The sequence below is a fragment of the Paenibacillus xylanilyticus genome, from assembly GCF_013359935.1.
In the GTDB taxonomy this organism is placed as follows: domain Bacteria; phylum Bacillota; class Bacilli; order Paenibacillales; family Paenibacillaceae; genus Paenibacillus; species Paenibacillus xylanilyticus.
Window position 1 is genome coordinate 41,703 of the sequence record NZ_JABMCB010000154.1, and the last position, 24,200, is coordinate 65,902.

At 36.8% G+C, this 24,200-nt stretch carries 25 protein-coding genes; 3 read left to right on the top strand and 22 right to left on the bottom strand.

The window, feature by feature from the left end; genetic code table 11:
- Positions 1 to 333: 333 nt before the first annotated feature.
- Positions 334 to 1,569: an AbiH family protein gene (locus tag HP552_RS05130; protein ID WP_175394526.1), complete on the top strand. Its 1,236-nt coding sequence runs from the start codon at positions 334 to 336 to the stop codon at positions 1,567 to 1,569.
- A 450-nt stretch (positions 1,570 to 2,019) separates the two neighbouring features.
- Here HP552_RS05130 and HP552_RS05135 read toward each other — a convergent pair whose 3' ends face one another.
- The 13 genes from HP552_RS05135 to HP552_RS05195 form a co-directional block, all read right to left on the bottom strand.
- Positions 2,020 to 3,183 carry a hypothetical protein gene (locus HP552_RS05135; RefSeq protein ID WP_175394527.1) on the bottom strand — a complete coding sequence of 388 codons (1,164 nt, stop codon included), beginning with the start codon at positions 3,181 to 3,183 and terminating at the stop codon, positions 2,020 to 2,022.
- A 159-nt stretch (positions 3,184 to 3,342) separates the two neighbouring features.
- The gene (dnaG, locus tag HP552_RS05140) at positions 3,343 to 4,647 is read right to left on the bottom strand and encodes a DNA primase (RefSeq protein ID WP_175394528.1); all 1,305 of its coding nucleotides are present in this window, start codon (positions 4,645 to 4,647) and stop codon (positions 3,343 to 3,345) included.
- A gap of 21 nt (positions 4,648 to 4,668) precedes the next feature.
- Positions 4,669 to 5,367, bottom strand: coding sequence for a hypothetical protein (locus tag HP552_RS05145; RefSeq protein ID WP_175394529.1), 699 nt, complete (start codon positions 5,365 to 5,367; stop codon positions 4,669 to 4,671).
- Between the two features lie 76 nt (positions 5,368 to 5,443).
- Positions 5,444 to 6,154, bottom strand: a complete 711-nt coding sequence (locus tag HP552_RS05150; protein WP_175394530.1) for a hypothetical protein — start codon at positions 6,152 to 6,154, stop codon at positions 5,444 to 5,446.
- A 450-nt stretch (positions 6,155 to 6,604) separates the two neighbouring features.
- The gene (gene hfq, locus HP552_RS05155; protein ID WP_175394531.1) at positions 6,605 to 7,066 is read right to left on the bottom strand and encodes an RNA chaperone Hfq; all 462 of its coding nucleotides are present in this window, start codon (positions 7,064 to 7,066) and stop codon (positions 6,605 to 6,607) included.
- 73 nt (positions 7,067 to 7,139) lie between these two features.
- Positions 7,140 to 7,676: a hypothetical protein gene (locus HP552_RS05160; RefSeq protein WP_175394532.1), complete on the bottom strand. Its 537-nt coding sequence runs from the start codon at positions 7,674 to 7,676 to the stop codon at positions 7,140 to 7,142.
- A gap of 137 nt (positions 7,677 to 7,813) precedes the next feature.
- Positions 7,814 to 8,191: a hypothetical protein gene (locus HP552_RS05165; protein WP_175394533.1), complete on the bottom strand. Its 378-nt coding sequence runs from the start codon at positions 8,189 to 8,191 to the stop codon at positions 7,814 to 7,816.
- Positions 8,191 to 8,412, bottom strand: a complete 222-nt coding sequence (locus HP552_RS05170; RefSeq protein WP_175394534.1) for a hypothetical protein — start codon at positions 8,410 to 8,412, stop codon at positions 8,191 to 8,193. The genes HP552_RS05165 and HP552_RS05170 overlap by 1 nt, the downstream gene beginning before the upstream one ends.
- A gap of 169 nt (positions 8,413 to 8,581) precedes the next feature.
- Positions 8,582 to 9,496 (bottom strand): protease modulator HflC, encoded by a 915-nt coding sequence (gene hflC / locus HP552_RS05175; protein WP_175394535.1) that lies wholly within the window; start codon positions 9,494 to 9,496, stop codon positions 8,582 to 8,584.
- Positions 9,497 to 9,520: 24 nt separating this feature from the next.
- Positions 9,521 to 10,429, bottom strand: a complete 909-nt coding sequence (gene hflK, locus HP552_RS05180) for an FtsH protease activity modulator HflK (RefSeq protein ID WP_175394536.1) — start codon at positions 10,427 to 10,429, stop codon at positions 9,521 to 9,523.
- Between the two features lie 16 nt (positions 10,430 to 10,445).
- Positions 10,446 to 11,054: a P-loop NTPase family protein gene (locus tag HP552_RS05185; protein ID WP_175394537.1), complete on the bottom strand. Its 609-nt coding sequence runs from the start codon at positions 11,052 to 11,054 to the stop codon at positions 10,446 to 10,448.
- A 563-nt stretch (positions 11,055 to 11,617) separates the two neighbouring features.
- A complete protein-coding gene (locus HP552_RS05190; protein WP_024630920.1) occupies positions 11,618 to 11,926 on the bottom strand; it encodes a DUF2325 domain-containing protein in 309 nt (102 codons plus the stop codon).
- Between the two features lie 114 nt (positions 11,927 to 12,040).
- Positions 12,041 to 12,541 (bottom strand): hypothetical protein, encoded by a 501-nt coding sequence (locus tag HP552_RS05195; RefSeq protein WP_175394538.1) that lies wholly within the window; start codon positions 12,539 to 12,541, stop codon positions 12,041 to 12,043.
- A 287-nt stretch (positions 12,542 to 12,828) separates the two neighbouring features.
- Here HP552_RS05195 and HP552_RS05200 point away from each other — a divergent pair, with 287 nt between their 5' ends.
- A complete protein-coding gene (locus HP552_RS05200; RefSeq protein ID WP_175394539.1) occupies positions 12,829 to 15,033 on the top strand; it encodes an S-layer homology domain-containing protein in 2,205 nt (734 codons plus the stop codon).
- A gap of 58 nt (positions 15,034 to 15,091) precedes the next feature.
- Here HP552_RS05200 and HP552_RS05205 read toward each other — a convergent pair whose 3' ends face one another.
- From HP552_RS05205 to HP552_RS05240, 8 genes are all read right to left on the bottom strand, one after another.
- Positions 15,092 to 15,673 carry a sporulation initiation factor Spo0A C-terminal domain-containing protein gene (locus tag HP552_RS05205; protein WP_175394540.1) on the bottom strand — a complete coding sequence of 194 codons (582 nt, stop codon included), beginning with the start codon at positions 15,671 to 15,673 and terminating at the stop codon, positions 15,092 to 15,094.
- Between the two features lie 111 nt (positions 15,674 to 15,784).
- On the bottom strand, positions 15,785 to 16,147 hold the full coding sequence (locus tag HP552_RS05210; protein ID WP_175394541.1) for a hypothetical protein: 363 nt from the start codon (positions 16,145 to 16,147) through the stop codon (positions 15,785 to 15,787).
- A 378-nt stretch (positions 16,148 to 16,525) separates the two neighbouring features.
- Positions 16,526 to 18,427 carry an ATP-binding protein gene (locus HP552_RS05215; protein ID WP_175394542.1) on the bottom strand — a complete coding sequence of 634 codons (1,902 nt, stop codon included), beginning with the start codon at positions 18,425 to 18,427 and terminating at the stop codon, positions 16,526 to 16,528.
- A 22-nt stretch (positions 18,428 to 18,449) separates the two neighbouring features.
- Positions 18,450 to 19,190, bottom strand: a complete 741-nt coding sequence (locus HP552_RS05220) for a LytR/AlgR family response regulator transcription factor (RefSeq protein ID WP_175394543.1) — start codon at positions 19,188 to 19,190, stop codon at positions 18,450 to 18,452.
- 35 nt (positions 19,191 to 19,225) lie between these two features.
- Positions 19,226 to 19,969 (bottom strand): hypothetical protein, encoded by a 744-nt coding sequence (locus tag HP552_RS05225; RefSeq protein WP_175394544.1) that lies wholly within the window; start codon positions 19,967 to 19,969, stop codon positions 19,226 to 19,228.
- Between the two features lie 194 nt (positions 19,970 to 20,163).
- A complete protein-coding gene (locus HP552_RS05230; RefSeq protein ID WP_175394545.1) occupies positions 20,164 to 20,547 on the bottom strand; it encodes a LytTR family DNA-binding domain-containing protein in 384 nt (127 codons plus the stop codon).
- A 170-nt stretch (positions 20,548 to 20,717) separates the two neighbouring features.
- Positions 20,718 to 21,296 (bottom strand): accessory gene regulator B family protein, encoded by a 579-nt coding sequence (locus HP552_RS05235; protein WP_175394546.1) that lies wholly within the window; start codon positions 21,294 to 21,296, stop codon positions 20,718 to 20,720.
- Positions 21,297 to 22,268: 972 nt separating this feature from the next.
- Entirely contained in the window at positions 22,269 to 22,760 is a 492-nt protein-coding gene (locus HP552_RS05240) for a helix-turn-helix domain-containing protein (protein WP_175394547.1), read from the bottom strand.
- 266 nt (positions 22,761 to 23,026) lie between these two features.
- Between HP552_RS05240 and HP552_RS05245 the strand changes: the two genes are divergently transcribed.
- Positions 23,027 to 23,440 carry a hypothetical protein gene (locus HP552_RS05245; RefSeq protein WP_175394548.1) on the top strand — a complete coding sequence of 138 codons (414 nt, stop codon included), beginning with the start codon at positions 23,027 to 23,029 and terminating at the stop codon, positions 23,438 to 23,440.
- Here the strand turns inward: HP552_RS05245 and HP552_RS05250 are convergent.
- Positions 23,434 to 24,114, bottom strand: a complete 681-nt coding sequence (locus HP552_RS05250; protein WP_175394549.1) for a DUF3238 domain-containing protein — start codon at positions 24,112 to 24,114, stop codon at positions 23,434 to 23,436. The genes HP552_RS05245 and HP552_RS05250 overlap by 7 nt on opposite strands.
- Positions 24,115 to 24,200 lie beyond the last annotated feature (86 nt).

Genomic DNA, 24,200 nt, shown 5'->3' on the forward strand with positions numbered 1-24,200 from the left:
TATTCCTCCATATATGTGATTTTTCGGTTAAACCGCTCATTGCCGTTCACCGTTCTACATGAATAATCATACTAAAAATGCTTGGGTTTCGTAAGTTTCTTATCGGGTACATTTTTATCCCCCTTTGGGTAATTTTCTTGAAATTTAAGAGATAATCCTTACTAAGAGCAAAACAGAATGTAACAAATATATCTAATCGAATCTAACAGGAGACCCACTACTTAATAATTAGTTGAATATACAAAAGTACGTTTTATATAGTTGTAATAATCCGAAAGATGTATAATATTCTTATAAAACGCTTATAAGTTGAATTTTTCGGAGGCTATTTTCATGAAAATATTGGTTATTGGAAATGGATTTGATCTGGCTCATGAATTGCCAACAAAATACAATGACTTTTTAGATTTTCTAACATTAATAATAAAAATGTCCAGATATTCTAGCACTACAGTCGATTTTATCTCAAAACAATTAAATGAATCATTTGCTAACATTCACATCAAAAATTATATTCACAATTTAATTAAAGAAATAACTGAGGAATATAAAAGAAACAACGAGAATGCTGTTTTAAAGTTTTTGAGTCTTAATACTTTAGTAAACAAGTCAGAAAACAAAGTGCTTCGAGAATTAATTGAGTATACTGAAGGGAATGTGTGGTATGAACATTTCGTTATTGCTAAATCATACATAAATGAAGGATGGATAGATTTTGAATCAGAAATTTCTAGAGTGATACAGCTTCTTGAGAAATATAAATCAAATGGGCTATTTGAATTGCAAGATTTAGAAGAGAAAGAAACCAAGAAAATTGTTTTGTCAGTTAGCACACCAGATGGTAATTCAAAAAAGTTTAGAGTTGATGAGAAACTAATCCAAAACCTTGAATTAGATCTAAATAAGTTAATACGTAGTCTGGAACTATATCTAGAGGAATGTGTTGGTAAAATTAATATTGATCATATCCTTCCTGACATATACGGGCAAAGATTTACCAAAATATTAAGCTTTAATTATACAAACACTTTTAAGAAAATTTATGAGCCTTATTTGATGAAGCTAACCTATGCGCCAAGTCAATTAGAATATGACTTTATTCATGGGAAATCAAATATTGAAAATGATCTTGAAACGAACAACATGGTCTTGGGAATCGATGAATACTTAAACAATATGGAAACTAACCAGAATACATCTTTTATATTCTTTAAAAAATATTTCCAAAGAATACACAAGGAAACTGGTTGCGAATATAAGGACTGGGTAAGTAATATTCGGAGTTCACACTCCCCAACCGAACTCTATATTTTTGGACATTCACTCGATATAACCGATAAGGATGTTATTCGGGAGTTGATTCTAAGCAATAATGTTAAAACTACAATTTTTTACTACAACAAAAAAGTATATGCTTCTCAGATTGCAAATTTAGTTAAAGTATTAGGTAAGGATGACCTGATTAGTCGAGTCCACGGTAGCAAAAGGAGTATTACTTTTAAACAGCAGGAAGGTCTAAAAAGTACAACGTTATCGGAAACATTGGAATTGATAGTTCCAGGTAATTAACACGGCTTAGGAAATTTGCAAGCGTATTGCGACTAAACTGAATTGTATTGAGCAGATTTTTATAAGAATATAGGGAATCAAAATGCATAAAAAAACACCTTCATTTATGTAAAGGTGTTTTTTTATTACGCCGAGAGGCAGAAACTAGTGGTTTTCATAAATTCTACTGACGACTCCACCATAACAAATCGAATTAGTAAATGAATTTCTTCAACTCGCCAAATGAAAGATGCACTTCCCCTTCAATATATAAAAGATAGAGAGTTAATTGTCAGTGTTTTGCTTATGTTAGGATTGTGCATGTCCCTCTCAAAGTACCGATATTTCCTATCCACTAGGATATTCAGACATTACACCCTCCTCACACAAGGTCATGACAATCTATTTTCACAGTACAGCCGAGTTTGCAAGGATACTGGCTGGCAGAGACACCAATATCTATTCATTATTTTAATCCAAAGGCGTTATGCTAAAAGATATTTGATTTAATAGTGGGCTGATTCGCTTTTTGTTAGAGAACACAGGTTTCTCTTCGAGGTATTCCCACCAGAAAAGAATTTTATTATCACCTAGATTAGATTCAATGATATGTACCATGTTAATGATATTATCAAGCCCATCTATTACATAGTTCATGTCAATATTGATAAGTCTTTGCATTCTCGAACGTTCAGAGTGGTCCTCTGTAAAAGCTGAAATATGTACGAACGCATCTCTGTAATCAAGCATATCTTTATAATTGTCATAACGTGTTTCCAGCTCAGTTCTCAATGCTGGGTACTCAATAAATAGTAAATCATCTATAATCTGTTTGTCGCTAATTTTTCTGATATCATTCCTCTTTATTAACTTATTTTCTGGAAACACCCCTATGTTTTTTAAATTATAGTAAAGAGAGTAAAGATAAGTTTCTAAAAAATGAACTCCAAAAATCAGTACCGTTCGTAAAGATGAAAAATACGAATATCTCAATTCTCTTGTTTCTGGGCTATTCCAGTTAAACTCCTTTTCTTGTGTCTCATAGAATTTATTAATAGTATCGTTCCATAAATTTATTAAATCTACGTAAGCAAAGTATTCTGGAATAGTAGGAACAGGTTTTTCGTAAATAAATTGCGGTAAATCGATCCAATAATGAGGAAGCAACTTAATACCTGTGAAATGAGAACTTAGATCCCAGAACCCTTCAATTTCAGAATATCTGTACAATGTCGTCGGATCTGCTTGATTTATGTTATCTTTATATTTATTAAAGAAATCAGCAGCCATCAATAAGTTTTCCTGAATAATATAATCTTCACCAATGGTCTTCTCTCCATCGACTAACTTCAAACCACATATGGCAGTTAGATACATTGAAGTATTTAAATCGATATCTAATAAATCTTCAATTTTAATTTCACCTACACGCTTAAGGTAGGCTCCAGCATGCATTTTATTTAAGTGCTTATATGCATAAAAAAACTGCTCATCATGATTAAAGAAACTTGAGGTAAAAAACTGAATCATTAACAATCTATATGTCTGCCTGTACTGTCCCGAGAATTGCCGGATCTTACTTTTTTCAAACATTCCCAAAGTTATTGCGCTAGAAAACAAACCTCGTTTATCCATAAATTGATACCTCCTCATTAATTATTGAATAAAAATAGTACTAACAGTCACGACTTAGCTTCTTTCTATTGAAGCATAAGTTTCATTGATATGCTACTGACATTATTCCTTCTCTAACCTTCCTATTTAAAGTTATTTCGCAAAAGTAAGTTGACTGAGTTAGTACGAATGAAATCGTTGATGGAAGTAAGTAGTAAGTTCACTTTTACTTAAGTCACTTAAATAGTTCGTTGACATTTCAATAGAGAGAATATATTTATCCAAAGCTGTTTTAAAAGATAAGAAATCGCCTGTTCTAACGAGACCAATGCTTTTTCGGAAGTAGTACTCTACTATGGATAGAGGTGTTTGAACTAATTCTTTAAAAGAGTTATCACCAAATTTCTCAATATAATCTGCAGGATCTAAATCTTGAGGCATGTGTGCGATCCAGAGACGAATCCCATAACGCTGCAGATTATGAATTGCTTTTGAAGTTGCTTTTTGACCGGCGAGATCACCGTCAAAACATATAATAGCTTGATCTGTATATTCACTAACCATACGAGAATGGTGGTTGGATACAGAAATCCCCAAGGAAGCAACGCCAGTCTTACAACCAGATTGCCAGGCTGCCACAACATCTACGTATCCTTCAAAGAACACTAATTTTGTGTCTTCTGAGATCTGACCTTTTACTCTATTAAAATTGTACAAATGTTCGCTCTTTTTAAAGATCGGTGTTTCTTTCGTATTCAGATACTTCGGTTTTATCTTATCGTTCATTGCTCTGCCGCCGAAACCAACTACCTTCGAATCTGTGTCATAGATTGGAAAGACAATTCTACCTCGGAAATAATCATAATATTTTCCGGCATTATCATTTCGGCCGACCAAACCACATTCCAACATTAAAGCTAAATTAAAACCTGCAGCCTGCAGGCTTTCGGTAGCGAACCCATTGATGTCAGGGGCATATCCGATATTAAATTCCTTGATAGCTTCGAGCGTGATTCCCCTTTTTTCTGTGAGATAAGTTAAGGCTAACTTTCCATTACTACTTAGCAAATATTCATGATAGACAGTAGCCAGGTAATCGTGGGCTTCGTACATCGATTTTACCTCATTAAAGCGTTCCGATGATTTACGCAGGAGGTGACTGTAGTTTTCGCCAATATAATCTTCCTGGATCTGCTTTATAACTTCGGTTGCAGTAGAATCCGGTTTTGATTTCTTAGCCATAGCAGATAAAAAATCATAGTAGTCGCCCATTTTTCCGCATACAGGACAGTTGAAAGATTGTTCTCTTTGGTCCACCATAAAAGTTGCTTTCGAGTCATCATGGAAGGGACAGAACGAAAAGAAATGTTGACCCGATTGGCGTAATACGAGGAAGTCTTGTATCACGGTTACGATGTCTATCTTTTGGGCAGCTTTTGTTGCAAAATCTCTACACATCTCATCAAGACCAGTCATTTGAATCATTATTGGTTTCCTCCATTAAGTTTAATTGTTTTCTAGCGTTTTTAAGTATTGTGGGATCGATATCCGTTTCAGCTGGTGATCCTCTGTATTCTCTAGAATTACCGAAGGGAAAGTACCCTTGAGAAGAAATGATTTCATGAGTAAAGCATCTCCATCAAACGTGACCAGCTTACCTACTTTAGTCTTGAATGTTTTAGATAATTCATCCGTAAAGACCAAGTAAGCTAAACTACTTACGTTTTCAATCTCGAGACTATAATCAATATTTTGTCTTTCGCAGAAGGACGCTATAAATGAAGAGAGTCTGGCAAGTTCATTTTCTTCAGGCTGCCAGATACTACTGTACCCGTTATCCAGAGCATCTTGGAAAATAGCTAAAATCTTCTTCTCCCAATCTGGATCATGTATATGGTTCATTTCCAGCTCTTGCTCCAGTTTCAACATATGGAGTTGAGTGAAACTCTCACGTATATCTTTTACATGCCCAATAACCTCGATTAAGAGTTCTTCGTTAAGAATGCCGGCCATATTGCAAGACATTATGGCGAACCCGGTTGCCGTGGTTACCCTTTTGGATAAAAGCTCCTTGAATGAAGCCTCATCACTCGAGATCAGTTCTTCCAGATTTACACCTACAACAGCTCGTATTTTTTTTTCAGTCCCTGCTTGTAAGATAAGGTCGTCTTTGCAATAAGGCTCTTGAATAAATAAACGGTTCATAATATCTCCCCTATAAAATAGTAAAAAGCAGAAGGTAACTACCCCTCTGCTCTTTCAATGCTTTTGAAATCGGCTGCTATCCAATTTGGTTTAAAATTGTTGTTATTTGCTCTTGATGTTGCTTAATAATTTGCTCAATCAAACTCATGTCTTGTCTCGCTTGAACTATACGTTTTTCTGCAGCTGCCAGTATTTCCTCAGCAGCATTCAAGACAGCGATGGAATGCCCTTGAACTGAGCCCCACTGACGAATCTCGGTACGCGTTTTATGGATCATCTCCGTTTTAGCTTGGAGTTCATCGAAATCCAGCTTTTTAGATCTTCCGATACTGTCTACTAAAGCTGTTACATTCGCGAGTTCTCGTTCGATCTTGTTTTGGTAGATTTCTCTCTCATGTTTAGAGTCTCCATTCAACGCATCCAGCTTTTCTTTAGCGTACATCGATGCCCCTAATGATTGGCCTGCTAATCCTTCAAGTCGTTGTAGATCTAGCTTAACTTGGTTCCTCTGCAATAAGTCTAGGTTTTTCTGTATCTTTGTAGGTAAGGTTACTCCAGGATCTGCAGCAATATTTTGTGCATCGATCTCCTGTTTTAACTCTATTAGGTCTGTAGGAGTCGAAGGATAATCATTTGATTCCATATCCCTTTTGATATCTGACAAGACGCCTACCTGGAGATCAGAATATTCGATCTCAGAGCGGAAATCATTGTTTCCACATCCATATAGTACGCTTAGGGTAAGGATGAGGACTGTTACTTTAAGCAGGTTGTTTTTCATTTTCATTATAAAACCTCCATGAAAAAGATTATTATTTTGTTCGTTGCTAGAAGCCTCTCTATAAAAAATAAAAAAAGAGCAACATTCTAATGAATGTGCTCTCTTGAAATTCCACTTAAGGAAATTATGTATTTTTAAAATAAACCATGAATTACTAAATAAATACCTTTGTCACCGTTGCTTTCAACATTACTATGTAGTAAGTTGAACAACCACTTTTCTCAAATCCACATGAATTCGTACTCATGAGTCCATCGTTACAAAATTCATTTTTTTGTCTTCATGAAATGCATGTACACAAATTTGAATTTTGCTAAATGAGATAAGCTACAAATTGATTTACTCTCTTCATATTATATCGAACCCAGAATTTTGTAAACAGGATTGGTAAATAATCCTCCTGGAGAACATTCAAAAACTGAAAATATAATCTACGCTCTTATGCCATTATCAATGTCATATAGGTTTTGCTGTAGTAAGAATTACTTTTTCGCTTGGTAGAATTGTAGAGACGCCATGTTTAAAAATAAAATTTTGCTTTCGATCTGGAGAGTTTAAAACAAGAGAGTATTTATCATAATGAGATATCGTGCCAGTCATCTTTTTCCCATTAATTAAGTACAGTTCGACTGGTATCTTTTTCATTAGGCAATGCGATAATAGATCGTTTGAATGAAGCTCAACATTGCATTTTTGCCTTGCAGTGATACCAACAGCAAATACAGGAACAATTGAAAGAATAGCATGCTTATAAATAAAAGCTTGGTAACCGCCTTTCTCAACTTCAATGACTATGGAGTAAGCATCATAGTGTATGATTTTACCCATCATTGGTACACCATTGGCCAGAAAGATGGTCACTTTCACTTTCTCTCTCCGACATTGATTTAAAAAGAGATCCTGGACATTATTGCTCATTTATACCACTCCATCCTATTTATTCGTGTAAAGATTTTGTTGTGCAACACAATTGTGTGACTATAGCAACACTTTAATATAGAAATTTATTACTAATCCAAGCGTTGTGTTTCTTCGTTAAGGTAGCGAGATCAGGGTACATTTTTGTTTGATAGATTAAATTCTCACTTAACACATTAAGGACAGATTCACTAAATTCTTTCAGATTTATTGGTGTAGATTTGTGAAATTTAAAAGTAGTCAGCCCTTTAATCATCGAGTGAAGGTCGTAAGAATCCATAATCTGCGAACTCGAACCATTGCTACTTTTTTGACCACTAATAACCTTCCATAGGAAGCCCCAAAATTCTAATTCCTTGGTAAGAAGATGTGTATTAAGCAAAGGCTGGACAAATCCAAACATGGTTAGGTATGACGAATATTCACCTATAGTTTTATCTTCGTCAATACTATATGACCAGAGAAACCGATAAAAGAGGTCGATGATGAGTTCAGTAGTTGAAGTCCAATCAACTATTGTATCCCTAGGGAAAGTTAATATAAAATAATCATGCCTTTTCTCCAGTACAAGAGGTCCACTTGTCTTATCAATAATACTTGTAAGATTCAATATTCAATCCTCCGATATTAATCATAAATCCATTATCAATTTTTACAAATATATTGATAATACGTTGTTTAAAGAATTTCAAGCAACCAAATCGATAAATCCTTATCCTAAGTGTTCCTTACATCGTCTTTTTATATTTATATGATGAAAACAAAAATCAAGCCTGTAACTCCCATTACAAACTGTGTAAATCCAGATCCGAAATCATCATTCTTCATTAGAAGTGATCCCGTGTATACAAATAGCACAGAACTTATTGGTAGAATTGATAGAACTAAAATTTCAAACAAATGATCATGGATGTTCAGTTTTGACCACCCAAATCCTACTGCCAAACATAGGGGTAAAATAAAAAGACCTATTAATAAAACCTTCCTTCCCCAAGAGAAGTCTTTGATTCTGATCGTAGCTAAGCCATCTATCCCACATGCAGCTGCTGCATGAACAATTACACAAAATACGAGAATTGGAATAGAAACTCCAAAAATTCCGTAAATATAATAAAGGATCCCCATTAGTGAAGGTCTCGTTTCTCAGGTGCACTGAAAATATAAATATGACTTACCATATGGATGAAGACTGCTGCAATGATAATAGTAAGAACCCACCAATCCAGGTTAATCTCTAAATTAAAATTCACATCTGTTATTCTCATGAAACCGATAGCCACCACGAGTAATACTATGATTTGAGTGCTACTAAGTAAGAATCCACCTGCTATCTGTTTTAATTTCAACCCAAGTCCCCCTTATCCATCTATGTAAACAAAGTATACCATTTGGCTACCAAAATGTATATCATGATTTACATTTATGCATCTTATCATTTACTTCTCTTTTCACTATCATTAAAGTGAAAAAAGTAGAGTGCAGCACCCTACTTTTAAAATCCTTTATGCCAAGAACTTATTTTGTTTTACCCGTGAGAATGCTAGCATATGGCGAATCTGCAGGGATCATAATAACAGGTTCACCTTGTAGTGAGGTCACATAGGATTGGAGTGTACGATATAGGTCATAAAACTCTGTATCTCGGCTGTACGCTTCATTATAAATTCGAGCTGCTTCTTGTTCACCCTCTGCAAGGGTCTTTTGAGCTACCAAATTGCCTTCAGATTCAATAATCCTTGCTTCCCGGTCTGCCTCAGAGGTTTTTTTCTTAGCCTCTTCTTCCCCTTCGCTAAGGTAATTTGCTGCTATAGAATCTCTTTCTGAAATCATTCGTTTATAAACACTTTGTTTATTCTCTTCTGGAAGATCAGTCGTCTTTATTTTGATATCCACAATGGAAATCCCGTAGTTCTCTTCCATAAGGTTTCTTACCTCTGTCGTGATACTAGCGTTGAGATCGTTCCGGGATCCCGAAGCATTCTTTTGTAGTGATGTATTAATGATGGCACCATATTCAGATTCCGAGAGTTTTCTTCGTACAGTATTGTACACTGCAGCATCAATCCGTTCTTCGCCGGATTTTACTGTCTGTACACTTTTCAAAAATTTGTTTACACTACTAATTCTCCATACCGTATAATTGTCCACCATCATGGGTTTTTTATCTTTAGTAAGAATAGAAGTGGATTTAGATGTATATATTTTTTGCTCTTTAGGAAGTCGAGTTATTTTTTCAATTAGGGGAACCTTCAGCTTTAACCCAGCAACATTTTGGACACGCACAATTTCGCCAAACCTAGTAACGACTGCATATTCGTTTTCTTTTACTTTGAAAGTAAAAAGTGACATCACGACAAAGGCGCCCAGTATCAAAATGATCGTCAATCGAATGAACCATGATTTATATGAGAATTTGAAGGTAACGTTCATGCGAGGTACTCCTCTCTAATCACTTTATTTTTTAGTCAAATCAGTTAAAGGGAGATAGTTGACCGTCTGGCCATTCCCATCAACAATAAAGATCTTGGCTTTGGGGTAGACTTTCTCAATGGTCTCCAGGATCAATCGCTTTTTTGTGATTTGGGGATTTTTTTTGTATTCCTCATAAATGGCGTTAAACTCCTGTACATCCCCCTTTGCACCATTGATGCGTTCTGTCTTTTCACTGAGTGCCTGTTCTTTAGCAGCATTGGCAGCTGCTCTGGCTTGAGGGATTACTTGGTTGCGGTGTTTTTCTGCCTGGTTAATCTTTGTATTCTTCTCTTCTCTAGCATCGGTAACAGCAACAAACGCTTTGGAAACCTCTCCCTCAGGCGGTTCAATGTCTTGGAATTTGACATCGAGAATATGTATTCCTGTGTTGTACAGGTCGTTTGAAGCAATCAGTAATTCTTTTACCTCTGCCTGGATTTCCGTTTTGCCCTCTGTGATAACATAATCCAGTTTTTTGCTACCAATTACGCTGCGGATCGCGGCTACAGTAGCATTACCGAGGAAATTCTCAGGACTATCAGTGTTATATAAGTAGTTTTTTGCATTCGAGATATTGTATTCTACGATCGCATCAGCCCAAACGATGTTCTCATCACCAGTGATCATGAGAGCTTCGCTTTCTACTGAGACAGCCTTGTCCCCATCCTGCCTAAATCCAATCTCAATACGATGTGTCTTGTTCGCATCAACTTTCTCTACACTTTGAATCGGCCATGGCCATTTTAGATGTAACCCTTGAGTACTCTCATTTGTTACCTTTCCGAATGTCGTCACAACTGCTACTTCTTTTTCTTGTACAGTATAGGTTGAATTAAACAACAAGAATCCGCCAAGCAAAACAAAAAAGAGGCTCTTCTCTGTGATTTTCATACTAAATCCTCCCATTTTAGATAATGCTTTTAAATCTAATTTTTCCGGTTTGATCGCTAGTTACCGAGGTGATATCATCAATAGTGCATGCTTGGGTGAATGACTGAACATGACGAACCGAAACAATATAATGAAGATTCGATGCCAGCCAGCGCTGATTGAAAAGCATATCTTCTTGGCTAAGATCATCTACGTAGGATAGATTAAATAATCTACTGAGTTTTCTAATTGCATGTTCTGGATCTTTAGCTACCAGAGTAGTCATGCATCCCTTCATTCCTTTTCCTATCAGATCAAAATATTTGCTTATCTCAGTCGTTCCTCTTAATTCAGACACGTATAAATAATCCGCACGTAGTAAAAGTGCTTGATCAAATAAAGATAACTTTTGTTTGCTGTTAGATGCAGTGAATAGAATAGAATCCGAGTTAGGGACGTATACAGCTGGTCGGTGATCCTCAATCACCAAACTTCTAAATCCTACTTTAGCGTTGGATGCGGCAAGGGAATACAGCAGGCTGGTTGCACCTTTACCATCTTCAGTAATCAAAAGGATGTTCTTTTTTTGAGCTATTAAGGATGATATTTGCTCCATAGCGTTTGTTGGTTTTGTTGTCGTTTGCATACATTTGTACTCCTTCATAGATCTTTAATTTTTATGTATCCTCTACAAGTACTTTTTCTTGATATCATTTCTTCGATCTTGTATTGGATGTGAATTTGTTGCTACAATCGCTTGTTTCAACATGTCAGAAAATCCGGAATTCCCACTGGTACTTGATGACGAGTCTTTTTTGAGTTCACTTGCTTTCGGTACCGGTGGTTTCATTGTTACTAAAGGAAACACTTCTATTATTCTCATTAATAGTACGCTCCTGTTGTTTCAAACTAAGTACGTTGGTGAACATGGTTTAACTTCTACTTCTTGAAGATCGTAGTTCTGAACTGTTCTCCGATCCTGGTTATAAAGAATTAATCTTTGATCAACATTAGAGATAATATTTCCGTAGAATGGTTGGCTACTCCCCAGAGGACGTATACAAAGCAAATTGCCTTGTTTTATCCAGATTTCAATCATTCCTTCGCTGACCTCAAGATCCATCAAAATAAACGCCTCTTTCATAAGAACAAATATTGTAATCCACAACGTACATAATTGTACACCATGATTTACATTTTGGAAAGGTTTTATTGATTTCCTCTTACTGTACCTAACAGACACAGGGCTTCTTCAATAGCTCCGGTAGCTCCTCTACCATCATGAAACCCCAATAGTTTGTTGTACTCTTTTGCTAGATCTTTTGCCTTCCACATAGACACATGTTGCAGTGCCCCCTTCAAAATGATAATTACATCACTCTTCCGGATTAGAGGCTCGAGTTGCTTCTCAACCTTTCGCTTACAGAGACCGTGGTGATGATTCACATCAAGCCCATATTTTTTTCCAATCTGTTTAAATGTTTCTGTCTGAGTACCGCCGATAATAGCCAATTTCATATTCGAAAACCTCCATTTTTTAGATATGTCAAATCATAACCTGGAAGAGAACAATGACAAGTTCAACAATCTAACGTTAAAAAACCGACCCTCAGATAGGGTCGGTTTTTAGTATCAGGATTCTGTGGCTGAATCGACAAAGTCGATCTCAATGTCATCGGGGTCAAAGTTAGTGCATAACTTTTTGAAAAACTCCTGTACAGTCATCGCTTCTGGATCAATCTCACCCTCCGGATAGAGAAAACATTTGTCCCCCTTTTTTTGAATCCACCATATGGCTGGTTTTGGGTGAATAACTTTAAATGATATCGGTTGATCACTTAGGCCCATAGTCATCGTCGTATACTCAAGTCGGCTGTATTTCTCAATACCAAGAACTTTAATGATTGCATTACGCTGGCCTATCCCTTCTAAGAGTCCAAGTGCTAACTCTTTAGACACCCCACTTTTCATATGTGACAATATACTTTTATACTCCTGTAGGGTTGCAGCTTTTTTATAATCAAACAAGATATCTGAGATACTGTATTCAACTAACTGGTCCTTGACCTGGTATGAAAATCGGCTTTGAAGGGAGATCCCCTTTTGAATAACGAGTTTCACGAGCTTATCCACTGTACAACAACCCCTTATGAAATGTAAATCATGTTATACATTAAGTTATCACTTCTTTTCCCTCACGTCTATTCCTTATCACAATCTAAATAAATTATGTGAGTATTTTTTCCTATATTCCAATTTCAAATTGTTACCTTTATCCTAAAAATTGTGATATATTACCTTATGTATTTCAATAAAACAGAGGCCAATAGCTCCTCAACCATGGTTTGTTTTAACAAATGAGCTGCCAAAACAGTAGAGAACACATCTAGTAGAAATATGAACGCGAGAGGAAGATTAGATTGGGGAAGTTGAAGAAGGTATCAGCTACAATATTAGCAACATCCTTGCTTGCTGTTGGGTCGACTGAGGTAATGAAACTACCGGTAGCCTCAGCTGACGCACAGATCCTTAATGTTGTGACTACAGGTAATACATACGATGCTCCAACTCAGTTTAAGTCTGAAATTACCTCGGAATCAAGTTTGCTCTTATCCTGGAGTTATCTTGATGCACCGGAGTATAAAGTAACTAGAGATGGTGAAGTTATTCAGACGATTCAAAACTCTGGTCAAGAGACCCCTTCATTTGAAGACACAGGGCTGACTCTGGGTAATACGTACACTTACCAAGTCTACGCCACTAACGGAGTAGAATTAGGTGCAGCTGCCACTTTAGAGGTAACATTTGCTCCTATAGCTAAACCTACAATTAATACACTTGATCCCGAATTTAATCCAAATAGATTTAGTTGGGAACCCATCCCTGGGGCAACAGGATATAATATTTTCAGAGACGGTTTTTACGTAGGAACTAAGCTTCCTGATGAAAAGCTGATTTGGCATGAAGCGGGAATCGAACCAGATAAAACTTATACTTATAGTGTGGTAGCTTTAAATGGTGTCTTGGAGAGTGAGCCTGCTACGGTCCAATTAACGACGACACTTGAACGAATTGAACAACCTGCTAATACTATAGCGACTGTAATTGGTGAAAACTCGATCAAGGTAAGTTGGGACCAAGTGCCATATGCCACTTCTTACAAACTATACCTTACTGGATCTGCCGCAAATTATTTTGAAAGTCAAGTAATTTCAGATCATGAATACATTTTTACAAATCTGCGCAAAGGTATAACTTACACAATCGCTGTAGAGGCTAAACGTGGAGATCTAACCAGTACAGTGAGTCGAGTAGTAGCTACAACTGAAGGTGCATTAATTCCCTTACCTACTAATTTGCAGTGGCAGGCGAATGATCAAGTTGGCGTAGATTTATCTTGGGATGCTGTGGAAGGAGCATCTGGTTATAAAGTATATAGAGATACGGATTATGTAAAAACAGTTACCTCCCCTTCGTTCCATGACTGGGGACTTCGATCAAATTGGACTTATGGTTATGAAGTATCGGCTATACAAGGCGACATTGAAGGGCCACGTTCGAATATAGTGGCTATAACAAAACTGATGGATGAAATCCCTATTCCTATCCCCTCTCTTAAAGTAACAGGGAAAACTTACTCGTCTGTAAGTTTAAGCTGGACAGAAGTTGATGGAGCAACAAATTACGGTGTTTACAGTGGTGGTGACCATTCAGATATCATCCCAAAAAACGCAAAGTTGGTTTACTATGGTCATGATCTGGAAGCCATAGATACAGGTCTAATAGCAAACACGGAGTACGATTACTATGTGTATGCTTACAAAGGAGGGAGTCGTAGTGAACCCGCTAAATTAAAAGTGGTGACAGCCCCTGTTGAGGTTGTAATTATACCTGAACCAACACCTGACTCTGGTTCCAATGGGGGTGGTGCCGGTGGATCATCTAGCGGTTCTAATGCTTCTCCATCAGGAACTGGTGTAACAACACCAACAACCATAACTCCACCTGATACGAGCTCGACTTCAACTGAAACAGAAACAGAAACGAATCAGCAGCCTACACTAATCGAACCTTTACCCATGCAATTCAAAGACCTTTCTAGAGACCACTTTGCAAATGTGTCTATTAATAGATTAGTATCTGATGGAACTATTAAAGGGTATAAAGATGGATCGTTTAAACCAAATCAAAAAGTGACTCGAGCTGAGTTTATATCTCTACTGGTTCGTGCTCTGAAGCTTGAAGATACTGAGAGTTACAAAACAACTTTCACTGACGTTCACTCTAGTGCCTGGTACACAAACGAGCTCTCAATTGCTTTACAGATAGGTCTTATCAAGGGCTACTCTGATAACACTTTTAGACCAAGAGAAGGAATGACGCGTGAACAAGTAGCAAGTATAGTTTCCAATATACTTGTTAAAGCAGGTAAAGCAGGAGAACGGGCTGATCTTGCCAAATTTAATGATGAGCTCAGCAGCTCTACTTGGGCTAAAGAAGGAATGGCCATTGCTGTCTCCTCTGGCATCATGTCTGGTTATAAAGATGGAACTTTGCGTCCAAAACAAACAGTGACCAGAGCAGAAACAGCTGTAATCATTACTCGATTGCTTGATGCATTGTAATAAATGAATGGCCACCCTACGTCAACACTTGACCTAGGGTGGCCTTAATTATAAATTTTTAAACCTTCTCACTCACTGCTCTTGATCGGATGTAGTTGTTTAAGCTAATAATGAATTCTCGGTTAGTAGGTTTACGCTCATATCCAGGAAATACAGACTGAAAGTAACTCTCTCTGCCTTTTATCTTCCCCCATGTAGTAATAATAGAGTGCCTTATGGAACGTTCAACATTAGCTGGACTTGTATTCTGCTGTTCAGCAATTAATTTGTAAAGCAAGGTACTACTTATGTTTCGTTTATAATAAAGAACCGACATCGCCTCTACTAAGAATTTATGTCCTTGATAACGTGATGTTAAACCGAGCTTATGTAATGTCGTCATTGCTGCTTCTCTATGTAATGCAGCCGAATCATCACGAATATCCTTCGTAATTTCGATCATCCTTCCATCTGCGCATATCTTAAATATCTGTAGTTTATTTTCCGGTAGACCGGCAAATTCATCATTCTTTGATATAATCGAGCCAAGCATCTGCAGATCTTGATATGTTGTATGTTCCAATTCCTCCATTTCCACAATTAACTTTTGAATGGATTGGGTTTCATCAACCCATACATAGAAGTATTTGGCTATCGTCATGTTCATTCCCCTATTCGCGCAGTATTTTAGTTGGAGCTGGATATGCTCACACTGGAGAAAGAAAAATCCGCGCTCATACTGAGCACGGATCCTGAGATACTTCTTATGCAGTTAAGCGATATTTCTCATTTGTTGTAACAAAGAATCCGCAAAGGAGATGATATTCTCCTGCTGCTCATCAGTCGCATTTTGCATTACAGCAATCACTGTCGGTTTCATATCACTCAAATACAACAAATGCATTCCCAGGGCCCGTGCAATGGCTTGTTGCTTTTCAACTTCGTTTAGGCTTTCCTGTAAGTAAATACTTCGGTATCCGTTGCATACCGCCGCCATTCCCAAAACGATTCCTTTTGGAAGATCGATGGGATCTGGATTAATCGTGATTCCTTCACCATAAGCAATACTATATAGGTCGTCCGTTTGATATTGATTGGTCAGTGCTCTTACTTTCTCATTGATTGTTAAATTCATTTCCCGTTCCCTCCATGATCAATTACATTCATACAATATATATAGTACCTAAGTATCTTGTCGAATAATTTTAATGACGATAAAGCACGCTTCATGTCATCTCTACAAGGACTATTTTACCAAATTTAAAGAAAGTAATGTACAGGTTTTCGTCCGGATAAATAACTATTCATCAGGATAAAAACATCTTGGTCACGATGAACGCTCGTAAAAATCGTAATCATATATCTCATATAATCCTTATGTCATACATGATTGCCAATTATTATATTCTTCTTCGAATTGCATTAGAGTAAAAACAAGTAGAGAAAAAGGACCTTCCTCTTGGGCAGGTCCTTAAATACCATTATTTCGCAATTACGCAGTTCATTTGCTGTCTTACGTTGATTTTCTAACATCTAGCATTATGAAGAAAGAAGTGGCTTGTTCATTAGATTCCACTTTATGTTCTCCGTTGTATTGTTTTACAATATCCTGAACAATCGCCAATCCAAACCCTCTTTCACTTGTTGAAGAATTATCACCATTTGTGTTAGTTACATCAATAGGTTTGGTAGAGAAGCCTCGTTCGAATAATTTGGCCTTTACGCCCTCTTCAATTTCCGGACCATTGTTAGTAACAATGATTTCAATATATGAATCATATTTTTTGCGTAAGGAGAAAAACACCTTTCGATCACTTCCCCGTAACTGCACTGCATCGAAAGCATTATCAATAAGATTAGAGATCAATCTGCTAAGATCTATTTTCTTAACCTCTTCGAATGTCTCATAATCTATTTCTGCATCAAAGTCAATTTTTCTGGACTCTGCTACTTTTACTTTACTCCGAATAAGCTGACCTACATACGGATTTTTGGTTTTGATGGTTAAATCAATTTCTTTTAAATCCTTATAGATCTCCTCCATATAATCCTGTGCTTCCTGGAAGTGTTTAGATTGAATTAGCCCATGCAAAACATTTACGTGATTACGCATATCATGTCGTGAGGAATCCATTGAAATCATTAATGACTCCATATTCTCTATAAAAACTTGCTCAGTCGATCTTACATCTTCAGCAGCCGTTTGGTTTAGTTTTTCGATCATCTTAGCCATACTGCTGGTCATATCGTTTATGATTTCACCAAGGGAATCGAGTTCATTCTTCTCGTTGATTTGTACCGTTCCAGAGAAGTCCCCTGCAGCTACCTTTTTCAAATGCGACTCCAGCTTTTTGATTGGTTTTAGTCTTTTCTGCACAACAATAAAAACACTAAAACCAATGGCAACGATTGCTAATAAATTCGATATAATGGATAACCAGGTTACAATCTTAGATAAAGCCTGCTTACTATCCGCATTAAAGACAACAATGGCTGCTTGATCGTTATTGATAGGGAGAAATGCCTTCGTCCATTCATCGCCATTTTTATTGAAAGGAACTGTAATACTTTTATTGTATTTGAGCAGAGCTATAAGGTAATCCTCATCCGTCTTATCAGCATACGTATACTTTCCGTAGATTGTTGGATGTATTTTATTGTTGTCTGTTTCAAAAAACATTTTTCTGTTTAAATAATCATGGATGTCTATTACTGCGGCCTCTTCTATGCTCGGGCTACTTCCAAGAATGCTCTCTATCATCTTATTAGAGTTCACCAGATTAACAGCCTGTGCTGTAACAATCCCCGCATCAACAGTCAAGACAAATTCATTTCGTAAAACAATATATTCTACTGTGAGCTTAAGATACTCTCCATTGGGCATAAGGGTATAGGGACTAACCCATACATTATCGACAAATGAACCTTGTAACTTGGTTAAATCTCGATTTAATACGCTTTGGTAAAACCCCACGCTATTTATTCTTGGGTCTATAACGACCAGTTCGTTCCATATCGTACGATTAACAGCATGCACTATACTTGGTTTTTGATCAACCGAACGTATAACGTAAGCCCCGTTTAAGGAATAGTTGTTAACCATATTCGTCAGTTTTTCATTATTTAAAGCGTTCCCCTCACGAACAAGATCCTCTACTAGTTTTGAAGACTTTGAGCTGAGTTGATCGTTCAACTCATTTTCCAACGACTTATTCGTAGATGCATTAATATTTGTAGCTAATCCGCTGACAGTAGCAATCCAATCTAATGTATCCTTTACATGTTTATTTACAGAGCTGTTCAGAAAAGCGATTGCGGATATCACATTGAAAACAAAGATCACGATTATAATAACTAAAATGGGTAACATGACTTGCTTGTCTAGTTTCTTACGAGTTGTTAATCCAGGTATCATTTGCAATATCACATCCGATAACTTATCTTACTTGAGCATGAGACCAAGCGGTAAGTAAATTTTTATCATTCTTCACATCAGGGCGCTCTAATTCAAAAGTGCTTCCTTTAAACACAATAGAATTCTGGTGAATTTCTTTAACTGCCCGGAGATTAACTAAAGTAGAGCGATCAACCCGGTGATAATGATGCGGCAATAGAAAGTTGAGATACACTTTTAAGGAAATATGTGAGTGATATTCTTCTAAAAGGGTCTGTACGAGCTGATGCTTATGTTCTTTACTAGCTTGGATACATAGAACCTCAGACAACGGTATCTGCACAATCTTTAATGCATCATATATAGGGACCATGATTCCACCGTCTTGAATGTACTGTTTGTACTGTAGATGCTCTACTAGCTTTTCCACAGCCTTTTGAATACGTTCAAAAGTGTATGGTTTACCTACAACATCAATAATCCCTACATCATACGTTTCCGGAGCCTCTGGGTTGGCACCAGTAACTAATATGGCCGGTAACTCTACCCCACGATAAGGTAGACGTATGTAGGTATCCAAACCGGACCGACCATCGCCTAACTCAATATCAAGGATCAACGCATCTAGCTCATCCTTCAACTCAATAGCTGCATTCAGTAGCTCCTGACTATCCCTGGCTACCCCTTTAACTTCAACATTCCCCATCGACTCTAAATGTTGTATTAACATATCCGACTGTTGTGATATGTCTTCTGCTATTAATACACGAATTTTCCTATCCATTCATCCCTCACTCCAAACCTGAATATTAGTTGATTTTATCGATTAACGATTAATAGGTCCTCATCAGACATCTGTAACTGCATTTCGAGAAAAGCTCGGTTTTTACCCGCCACATGGGCTTTTTTACTCCATGGTTTCGGTTTCTCCTCAAAGTAGACAAGTCCATTTTTTATATCAAAAACCCGAATGTAAGTTAATTGTATATAATTCCGGTGGTCTAATCGGAGCATACGATTCTTCTTTAAGAACCGACTATTGGAGAAGTCCTTCATTTTTTGGGGAGCTTGATAAGTAGTCCCGTTTTTATGATGAAATGTGATTATCCGATTTACTGTCTCAATGAGTAGGCAGTCATCGATATTGATGTTAATTAATTCATTTTGGATTTCATCAATAACAAGCGCATATAACTCTAATGGTTCGTCTTTTGTTTGCAGCGTTAAATCTAAGAACTCACGATTGCGTTCTGCGACATGACCTATCAGACTACTATCATTGGGGTCATCATCGAAATATACGGTCCCTGTTTCTTTAACAAAGTGTCGAATCGCCGATACTTTAATAAAATTACGATGGTCCAGGCGAATAAGCTTCATATATTTCAAAAAAGTACTTTTATCAAAATCTTCAAGACGTTGTGGTGATTTATAAGCCTTCCCGTTTATATGATGAAATGTGATTGTTCGATTTACTGATTCAATATATAAAGTATCATCCATACGTATATTAGTGAGTTGCCCATTCTGGTCAGGATCGTAAACTAATGCTAACAATGACAAAACAAATACCTCCCTAATCCATGTACACAATGTATGAAACTATGTACTTAGTCTAACACCGCATGAAGTGTTCTACCATGCCACTTTACAGCTGTAAACTTTCCTTTACTTCTAGGTAAATACATTGTATAATATTACACACTAATTTTTCTGCTCATAATGATATAAAAAAGCACTCCCTATGAGGAGTGCTTTTATAGTTTTGGCAAAGCCAGAATTTTAGGTTTAAGTGCTTTAAAGTAACTGCCACCAACGTTAGCTTTCTTGGCCGATGTCTTGAATATGAGTTGATTCCATTTTGGATCGTATCCCTTTGCCTGGCTCCAATTAACCACATAAGATCGATCAGTTTTATAAAAGCCTGGCAGAGAGCTCAATTCTTTCAATGAACTCCGTATTAGGTACTTGTCGTCTTTATCCGTAATCGCCCAAATTCGATTACCATCAATATCATCCGTTGAGAAAAAGATAATATCGTTTAGAACAACAAGTTTGGGGATGGTTTCGTTGGTCTTCTCATCGAGCTTGAAGACTAGTAAACGGTCTATATACTCGATTTGTCTTTCTTCCTCCGACATGTCACCACGCTCCTATTCGCCTAATTATGTATTATCTAAGAGAGTAAAATGATACCTCCTCTCTTAAATGATGAAGCTATTTTTTATCCGGAGCTGGTGGTTCAAACAGAAAGAATTTATAGGTAGCTACAAAAAACACAGTCCCCATCATAATTGTTACTGCAGCGTATCTAGCGATGAATCGCTTTGCTTTCAACACGCCTACACCTCCCTTCGGTTTTATAATGGATTAAAGTCAAGCTTTGGAGAAACATGACTGTAATAAGATGATCATTTTGAAAAAGCGAAGTAGTTATGACAATCAGACAAGCTATAATCTTGAAGAGAATAGTTCTCTTCGCAGTCAATGGAATGGAATGCTTACTGACAGATGCTGGAGCAAACCGTAAAGTGAGCCCTAAGGTCATGAAACACAATAAAATTGGAAGTATTCCCGGCAAAGGAAGATATCTTGCTAGTAAAATAATGAATGTGGAAACCACAATACATTGGAGTGGAGTGGTCAAATGCAGACCACCAGTAAAAAAGCGAAAAATACCAAACAAACACGTAATTTGAATAAGCAGCTTCAGATCATTTAAAAGCACACCTAACAAAACAATAAGCACAATGATACTCATATTGTTCATGGAATTGATTAGCGAATACATCAAATTCTCTTTTGTCACATGACGACCAAATGCTTTTTCTTTATCATTGTAAAGAATAACCCAGGATGCAATACGATCAGCAATTTGCTCAATCCTCATAGATATTAACGTCTACTCCCTCATGACTTTCATTATATTCTTTCACGTAGGACAATCTCATCATGACAATGAACAATAGCAACATGACAACCATCGAGACTAATAACATTGTATCTAAGTGCAAATATATACTAATGAGAGAAGCGAGAAATGCTACGATTGCAAACATGCCAGTAAACAATATTTGCTTATTTACTCCTTTGTAGATCACTCTTTCTTTGTAAGAAAAGGGTACATATGAAAAACCAACATTATATCTTCTCATTAGATATGAAACAAGTAAACCACATAATACTGACGAGACTTGTAATATGTATGAGCTAATATGAAGAGCTGAAGTAGAATCTTCAATCGAAAAAAGAATTAACTTACTAGCTAAATAATTAATGACCATATATAACACTACACCTTTGATGGTCATCGCGAACGAGTAAAAATAACCCACTCGGAAAATAAATCGAAACGTCAGAAAGATGGCTAACACTTGGAATCCCGTATCAAACAACAGGGGGAGCTGAAATCCTTCTCGAATTTCATATGAGCAATATGAGAGTACCGCACCAATCAAAAGGATTGACATTAAATAACGCTTAATACTGAAACGGAAGAGTACAAACGTCAGAATGAAAATAGTTGTAATCTCTAGTGTAGACAACACAATAGAGATGGCCACTTGTAAACCGTAAGTCATTATTATTCTTCCTCGCCCTCTGAACGTGTACACTTTTCAACAATCATAGTTCTATATACGCATAACTATTATACTAGACTGGGAAGATTTTAACAGCAATTTCGACAAAAATGTATTTCATTATTTACAACTAGGTTCTGAATGATCACCAAGAGTCCATTTTCTCGTCCATAAATTAAATGGATCTTTGGTAATTAGCAGCCAGCTATCTCATTGATAAATGTTTAAAGCAGAACAAAAAAAGACTCGATGAAAAAAAATCGAGTCCAAAAGACAATTCATTATCGTTGATCAGTACTACCTTTTAGATAATCCACGGATGTTTCAAGCACTTCAGCTAGAAGGTTCAGCTTGCTTTCATCCGGCATATACTTACCTAGCTCAATATGACTGAAGCGTATCTCCGACATTTTTATGATTTTACGGACGTCACGCTGGGTCATGTTTTTGCTCTTACGTAACTCCTTAACACGCCGTGCAAGAATGACATTTGGTTCGTTCGATTCACCCGTAATTAAAGCGACTTTTGGAGCCTTCTCAATTTCTAGATGTGGTGATAATTGAATCAATGTATTGGGATCAATATCTAATGCTGTACCAATCTTGAAGAGCGTATCGTATGTCGCTGGGTGCTTGGTGCTATTCTTTTCAGCTAGTGAAAACGTTGATGATGATATACCAGCCAATTCAGCTGCTTTCGTTATTGTTAAACCGTTTTGCTTCCTTACTGCAGCAATTAACTCTCCTGCAGATTGATGATTCCTTTTTGCCACCCGTACCTCTCCCCCCTTCCAATCAATTTCATAATATAAATCTTTCAACTAGAATTGACTTCAATCATTTATGTATTTTGCAGCAATATCATTTTATGAATTCATTATGGTACTGTCAAATTAAAAAGAAAAAATGCTTGAATTGGCCTCCAAATCCTTTTCTTAGTATGAACAATAAATCCATTTCCAAAAATAAATGTGGAAACTTTTTTCAAATTTTTACGTCTTATGTAATATGTATAAAACTTTTGATCGGGGGCAGCCATATGAATACAATCACAAAGTATACCCTTGCTGCAATTGGCACCATTCTGGCTTATGTCGTGGGGGCTTGGCTTTATCAGAAGGGAAGTCAAGTTTTTTTCAATCAAACCATACATGAGAGCGAATATAGAGGAATCGTTATTACATCATTCTTTCTATATATAATTATTATGGCACCTGCTGTATTTTTTGGCGGTTACTTAATCAACCAATCATCATTAAACAATGCATTTAAATGGATTTTTACTGTCATTATATCTTTGGTTGTAGGTTTGATCTTCCCATTCTTAGCCTCAGGTGGACAATTAAGCTCACCTGAAGGACAACTGTTATTATGTTTCTTCATACCGCCGGCGTTTATTATAGGAATCATATATAAACTGCTATTTTTTAAAAGAACTCTTCAGACTCAATAAGCATAACAAAAGGCCCTACGAGATGTAGGGCCTTTTTTATTACAATATCTTTCGTGAGTTGTGCACTCCAGTAACATCCATTGGCGGCAACAAAGCGAGCTGCGTTTTCCATGATCACGAGGATCAAAAAGATAAATGTTTTGGTAACCACCTGAATTGGCCTGGGCGTACACTTCGTAAGCTGGGAAACCATCGTGGCTTCCCTGAATTGAGATGGTACCATTTTTATAAACGTAAAGAGTAAATTCATAATCAATGTTACCGTTAAAGACATCCGGGCTTGGAATGAATGGATTACCAACACTACATTTGCAAACAAATTTCATATAATCGCCACTACTTCCTGTCAAGCTTGCATCTGTACGTGTGACAGTCAAACCGGCATCAGAAGCTTTAGCAGTGAGAGTTTCTTTTTGTGCAGTCGTATTATTAAGGTAGTAAGCAGTAGTCGTTCCGATATTCTTATAGGAGACCCAGCTTCCACCTGTATTCGTGAATTCTACATTAATCTGTTGCGCGGTACGAAACTTCTCGGTGTTTGCAGTATTCTTGTCAAACCCCCGATTATCTCCTTTAAAGGATACAAAATAGGTTGGTGCAGCATACTGTACCGGAGAAGATACTTCAGCATGAGGGATAAATGTTACTAAGCGGATATTAAAGTTTACTGCCATAATAAAAAACTCCTTCTTTAAATGATTTTAGGCGGGGGTATAATGAGAAGATTTGAGTACCCCATCTCAAACCTTTCATTCTCACC

What these genes read in the sequence shown, in the direction of transcription:
- HP552_RS05130 (WP_175394526.1), top strand. Translation starts at nt 334, where the DNA reads ATGAAAATATTGGTTATTGGAAATGGATTTGATCTGGCTCATGAATTG.
- HP552_RS05135 (WP_175394527.1), bottom strand. Translation starts at nt 3,183, where the DNA reads ATGGATAAACGAGGTTTGTTTTCTAGCGCAATAACTTTGGGAATGTTT.
- dnaG (WP_175394528.1), bottom strand. Translation starts at nt 4,647, where the DNA reads ATGATTCAAATGACTGGTCTTGATGAGATGTGTAGAGATTTTGCAACA.
- HP552_RS05145 (WP_175394529.1), bottom strand. Translation starts at nt 5,367, where the DNA reads ATGAACCGTTTATTTATTCAAGAGCCTTATTGCAAAGACGACCTTATC.
- HP552_RS05150 (WP_175394530.1), bottom strand. Translation starts at nt 6,154, where the DNA reads ATGAAAATGAAAAACAACCTGCTTAAAGTAACAGTCCTCATCCTTACC.
- hfq (WP_175394531.1), bottom strand. Translation starts at nt 7,066, where the DNA reads ATGAGCAATAATGTCCAGGATCTCTTTTTAAATCAATGTCGGAGAGAG.
- HP552_RS05165 (WP_175394533.1), bottom strand. Translation starts at nt 8,191, where the DNA reads ATGGGGATCCTTTATTATATTTACGGAATTTTTGGAGTTTCTATTCCA.
- hflC (WP_175394535.1), bottom strand. Translation starts at nt 9,496, where the DNA reads ATGAACGTTACCTTCAAATTCTCATATAAATCATGGTTCATTCGATTG.
- hflK (WP_175394536.1), bottom strand. Translation starts at nt 10,429, where the DNA reads ATGAAAATCACAGAGAAGAGCCTCTTTTTTGTTTTGCTTGGCGGATTC.
- HP552_RS05185 (WP_175394537.1), bottom strand. Translation starts at nt 11,054, where the DNA reads ATGCAAACGACAACAAAACCAACAAACGCTATGGAGCAAATATCATCC.
- HP552_RS05190 (WP_024630920.1), bottom strand. Translation starts at nt 11,926, where the DNA reads ATGAAATTGGCTATTATCGGCGGTACTCAGACAGAAACATTTAAACAG.
- HP552_RS05205 (WP_175394540.1), bottom strand. Translation starts at nt 15,673, where the DNA reads ATGACGATAGCCAAATACTTCTATGTATGGGTTGATGAAACCCAATCC.
- HP552_RS05210 (WP_175394541.1), bottom strand. Translation starts at nt 16,147, where the DNA reads ATGAATTTAACAATCAATGAGAAAGTAAGAGCACTGACCAATCAATAT.
- HP552_RS05215 (WP_175394542.1), bottom strand. Translation starts at nt 18,427, where the DNA reads ATGATACCTGGATTAACAACTCGTAAGAAACTAGACAAGCAAGTCATG.
- HP552_RS05220 (WP_175394543.1), bottom strand. Translation starts at nt 19,190, where the DNA reads ATGGATAGGAAAATTCGTGTATTAATAGCAGAAGACATATCACAACAG.
- HP552_RS05230 (WP_175394545.1), bottom strand. Translation starts at nt 20,547, where the DNA reads ATGTCGGAGGAAGAAAGACAAATCGAGTATATAGACCGTTTACTAGTC.
- HP552_RS05235 (WP_175394546.1), bottom strand. Translation starts at nt 21,296, where the DNA reads ATGAGGATTGAGCAAATTGCTGATCGTATTGCATCCTGGGTTATTCTT.
- HP552_RS05245 (WP_175394548.1), top strand. Translation starts at nt 23,027, where the DNA reads ATGAATACAATCACAAAGTATACCCTTGCTGCAATTGGCACCATTCTG.
- HP552_RS05250 (WP_175394549.1), bottom strand. Translation starts at nt 24,114, where the DNA reads ATGGCAGTAAACTTTAATATCCGCTTAGTAACATTTATCCCTCATGCT.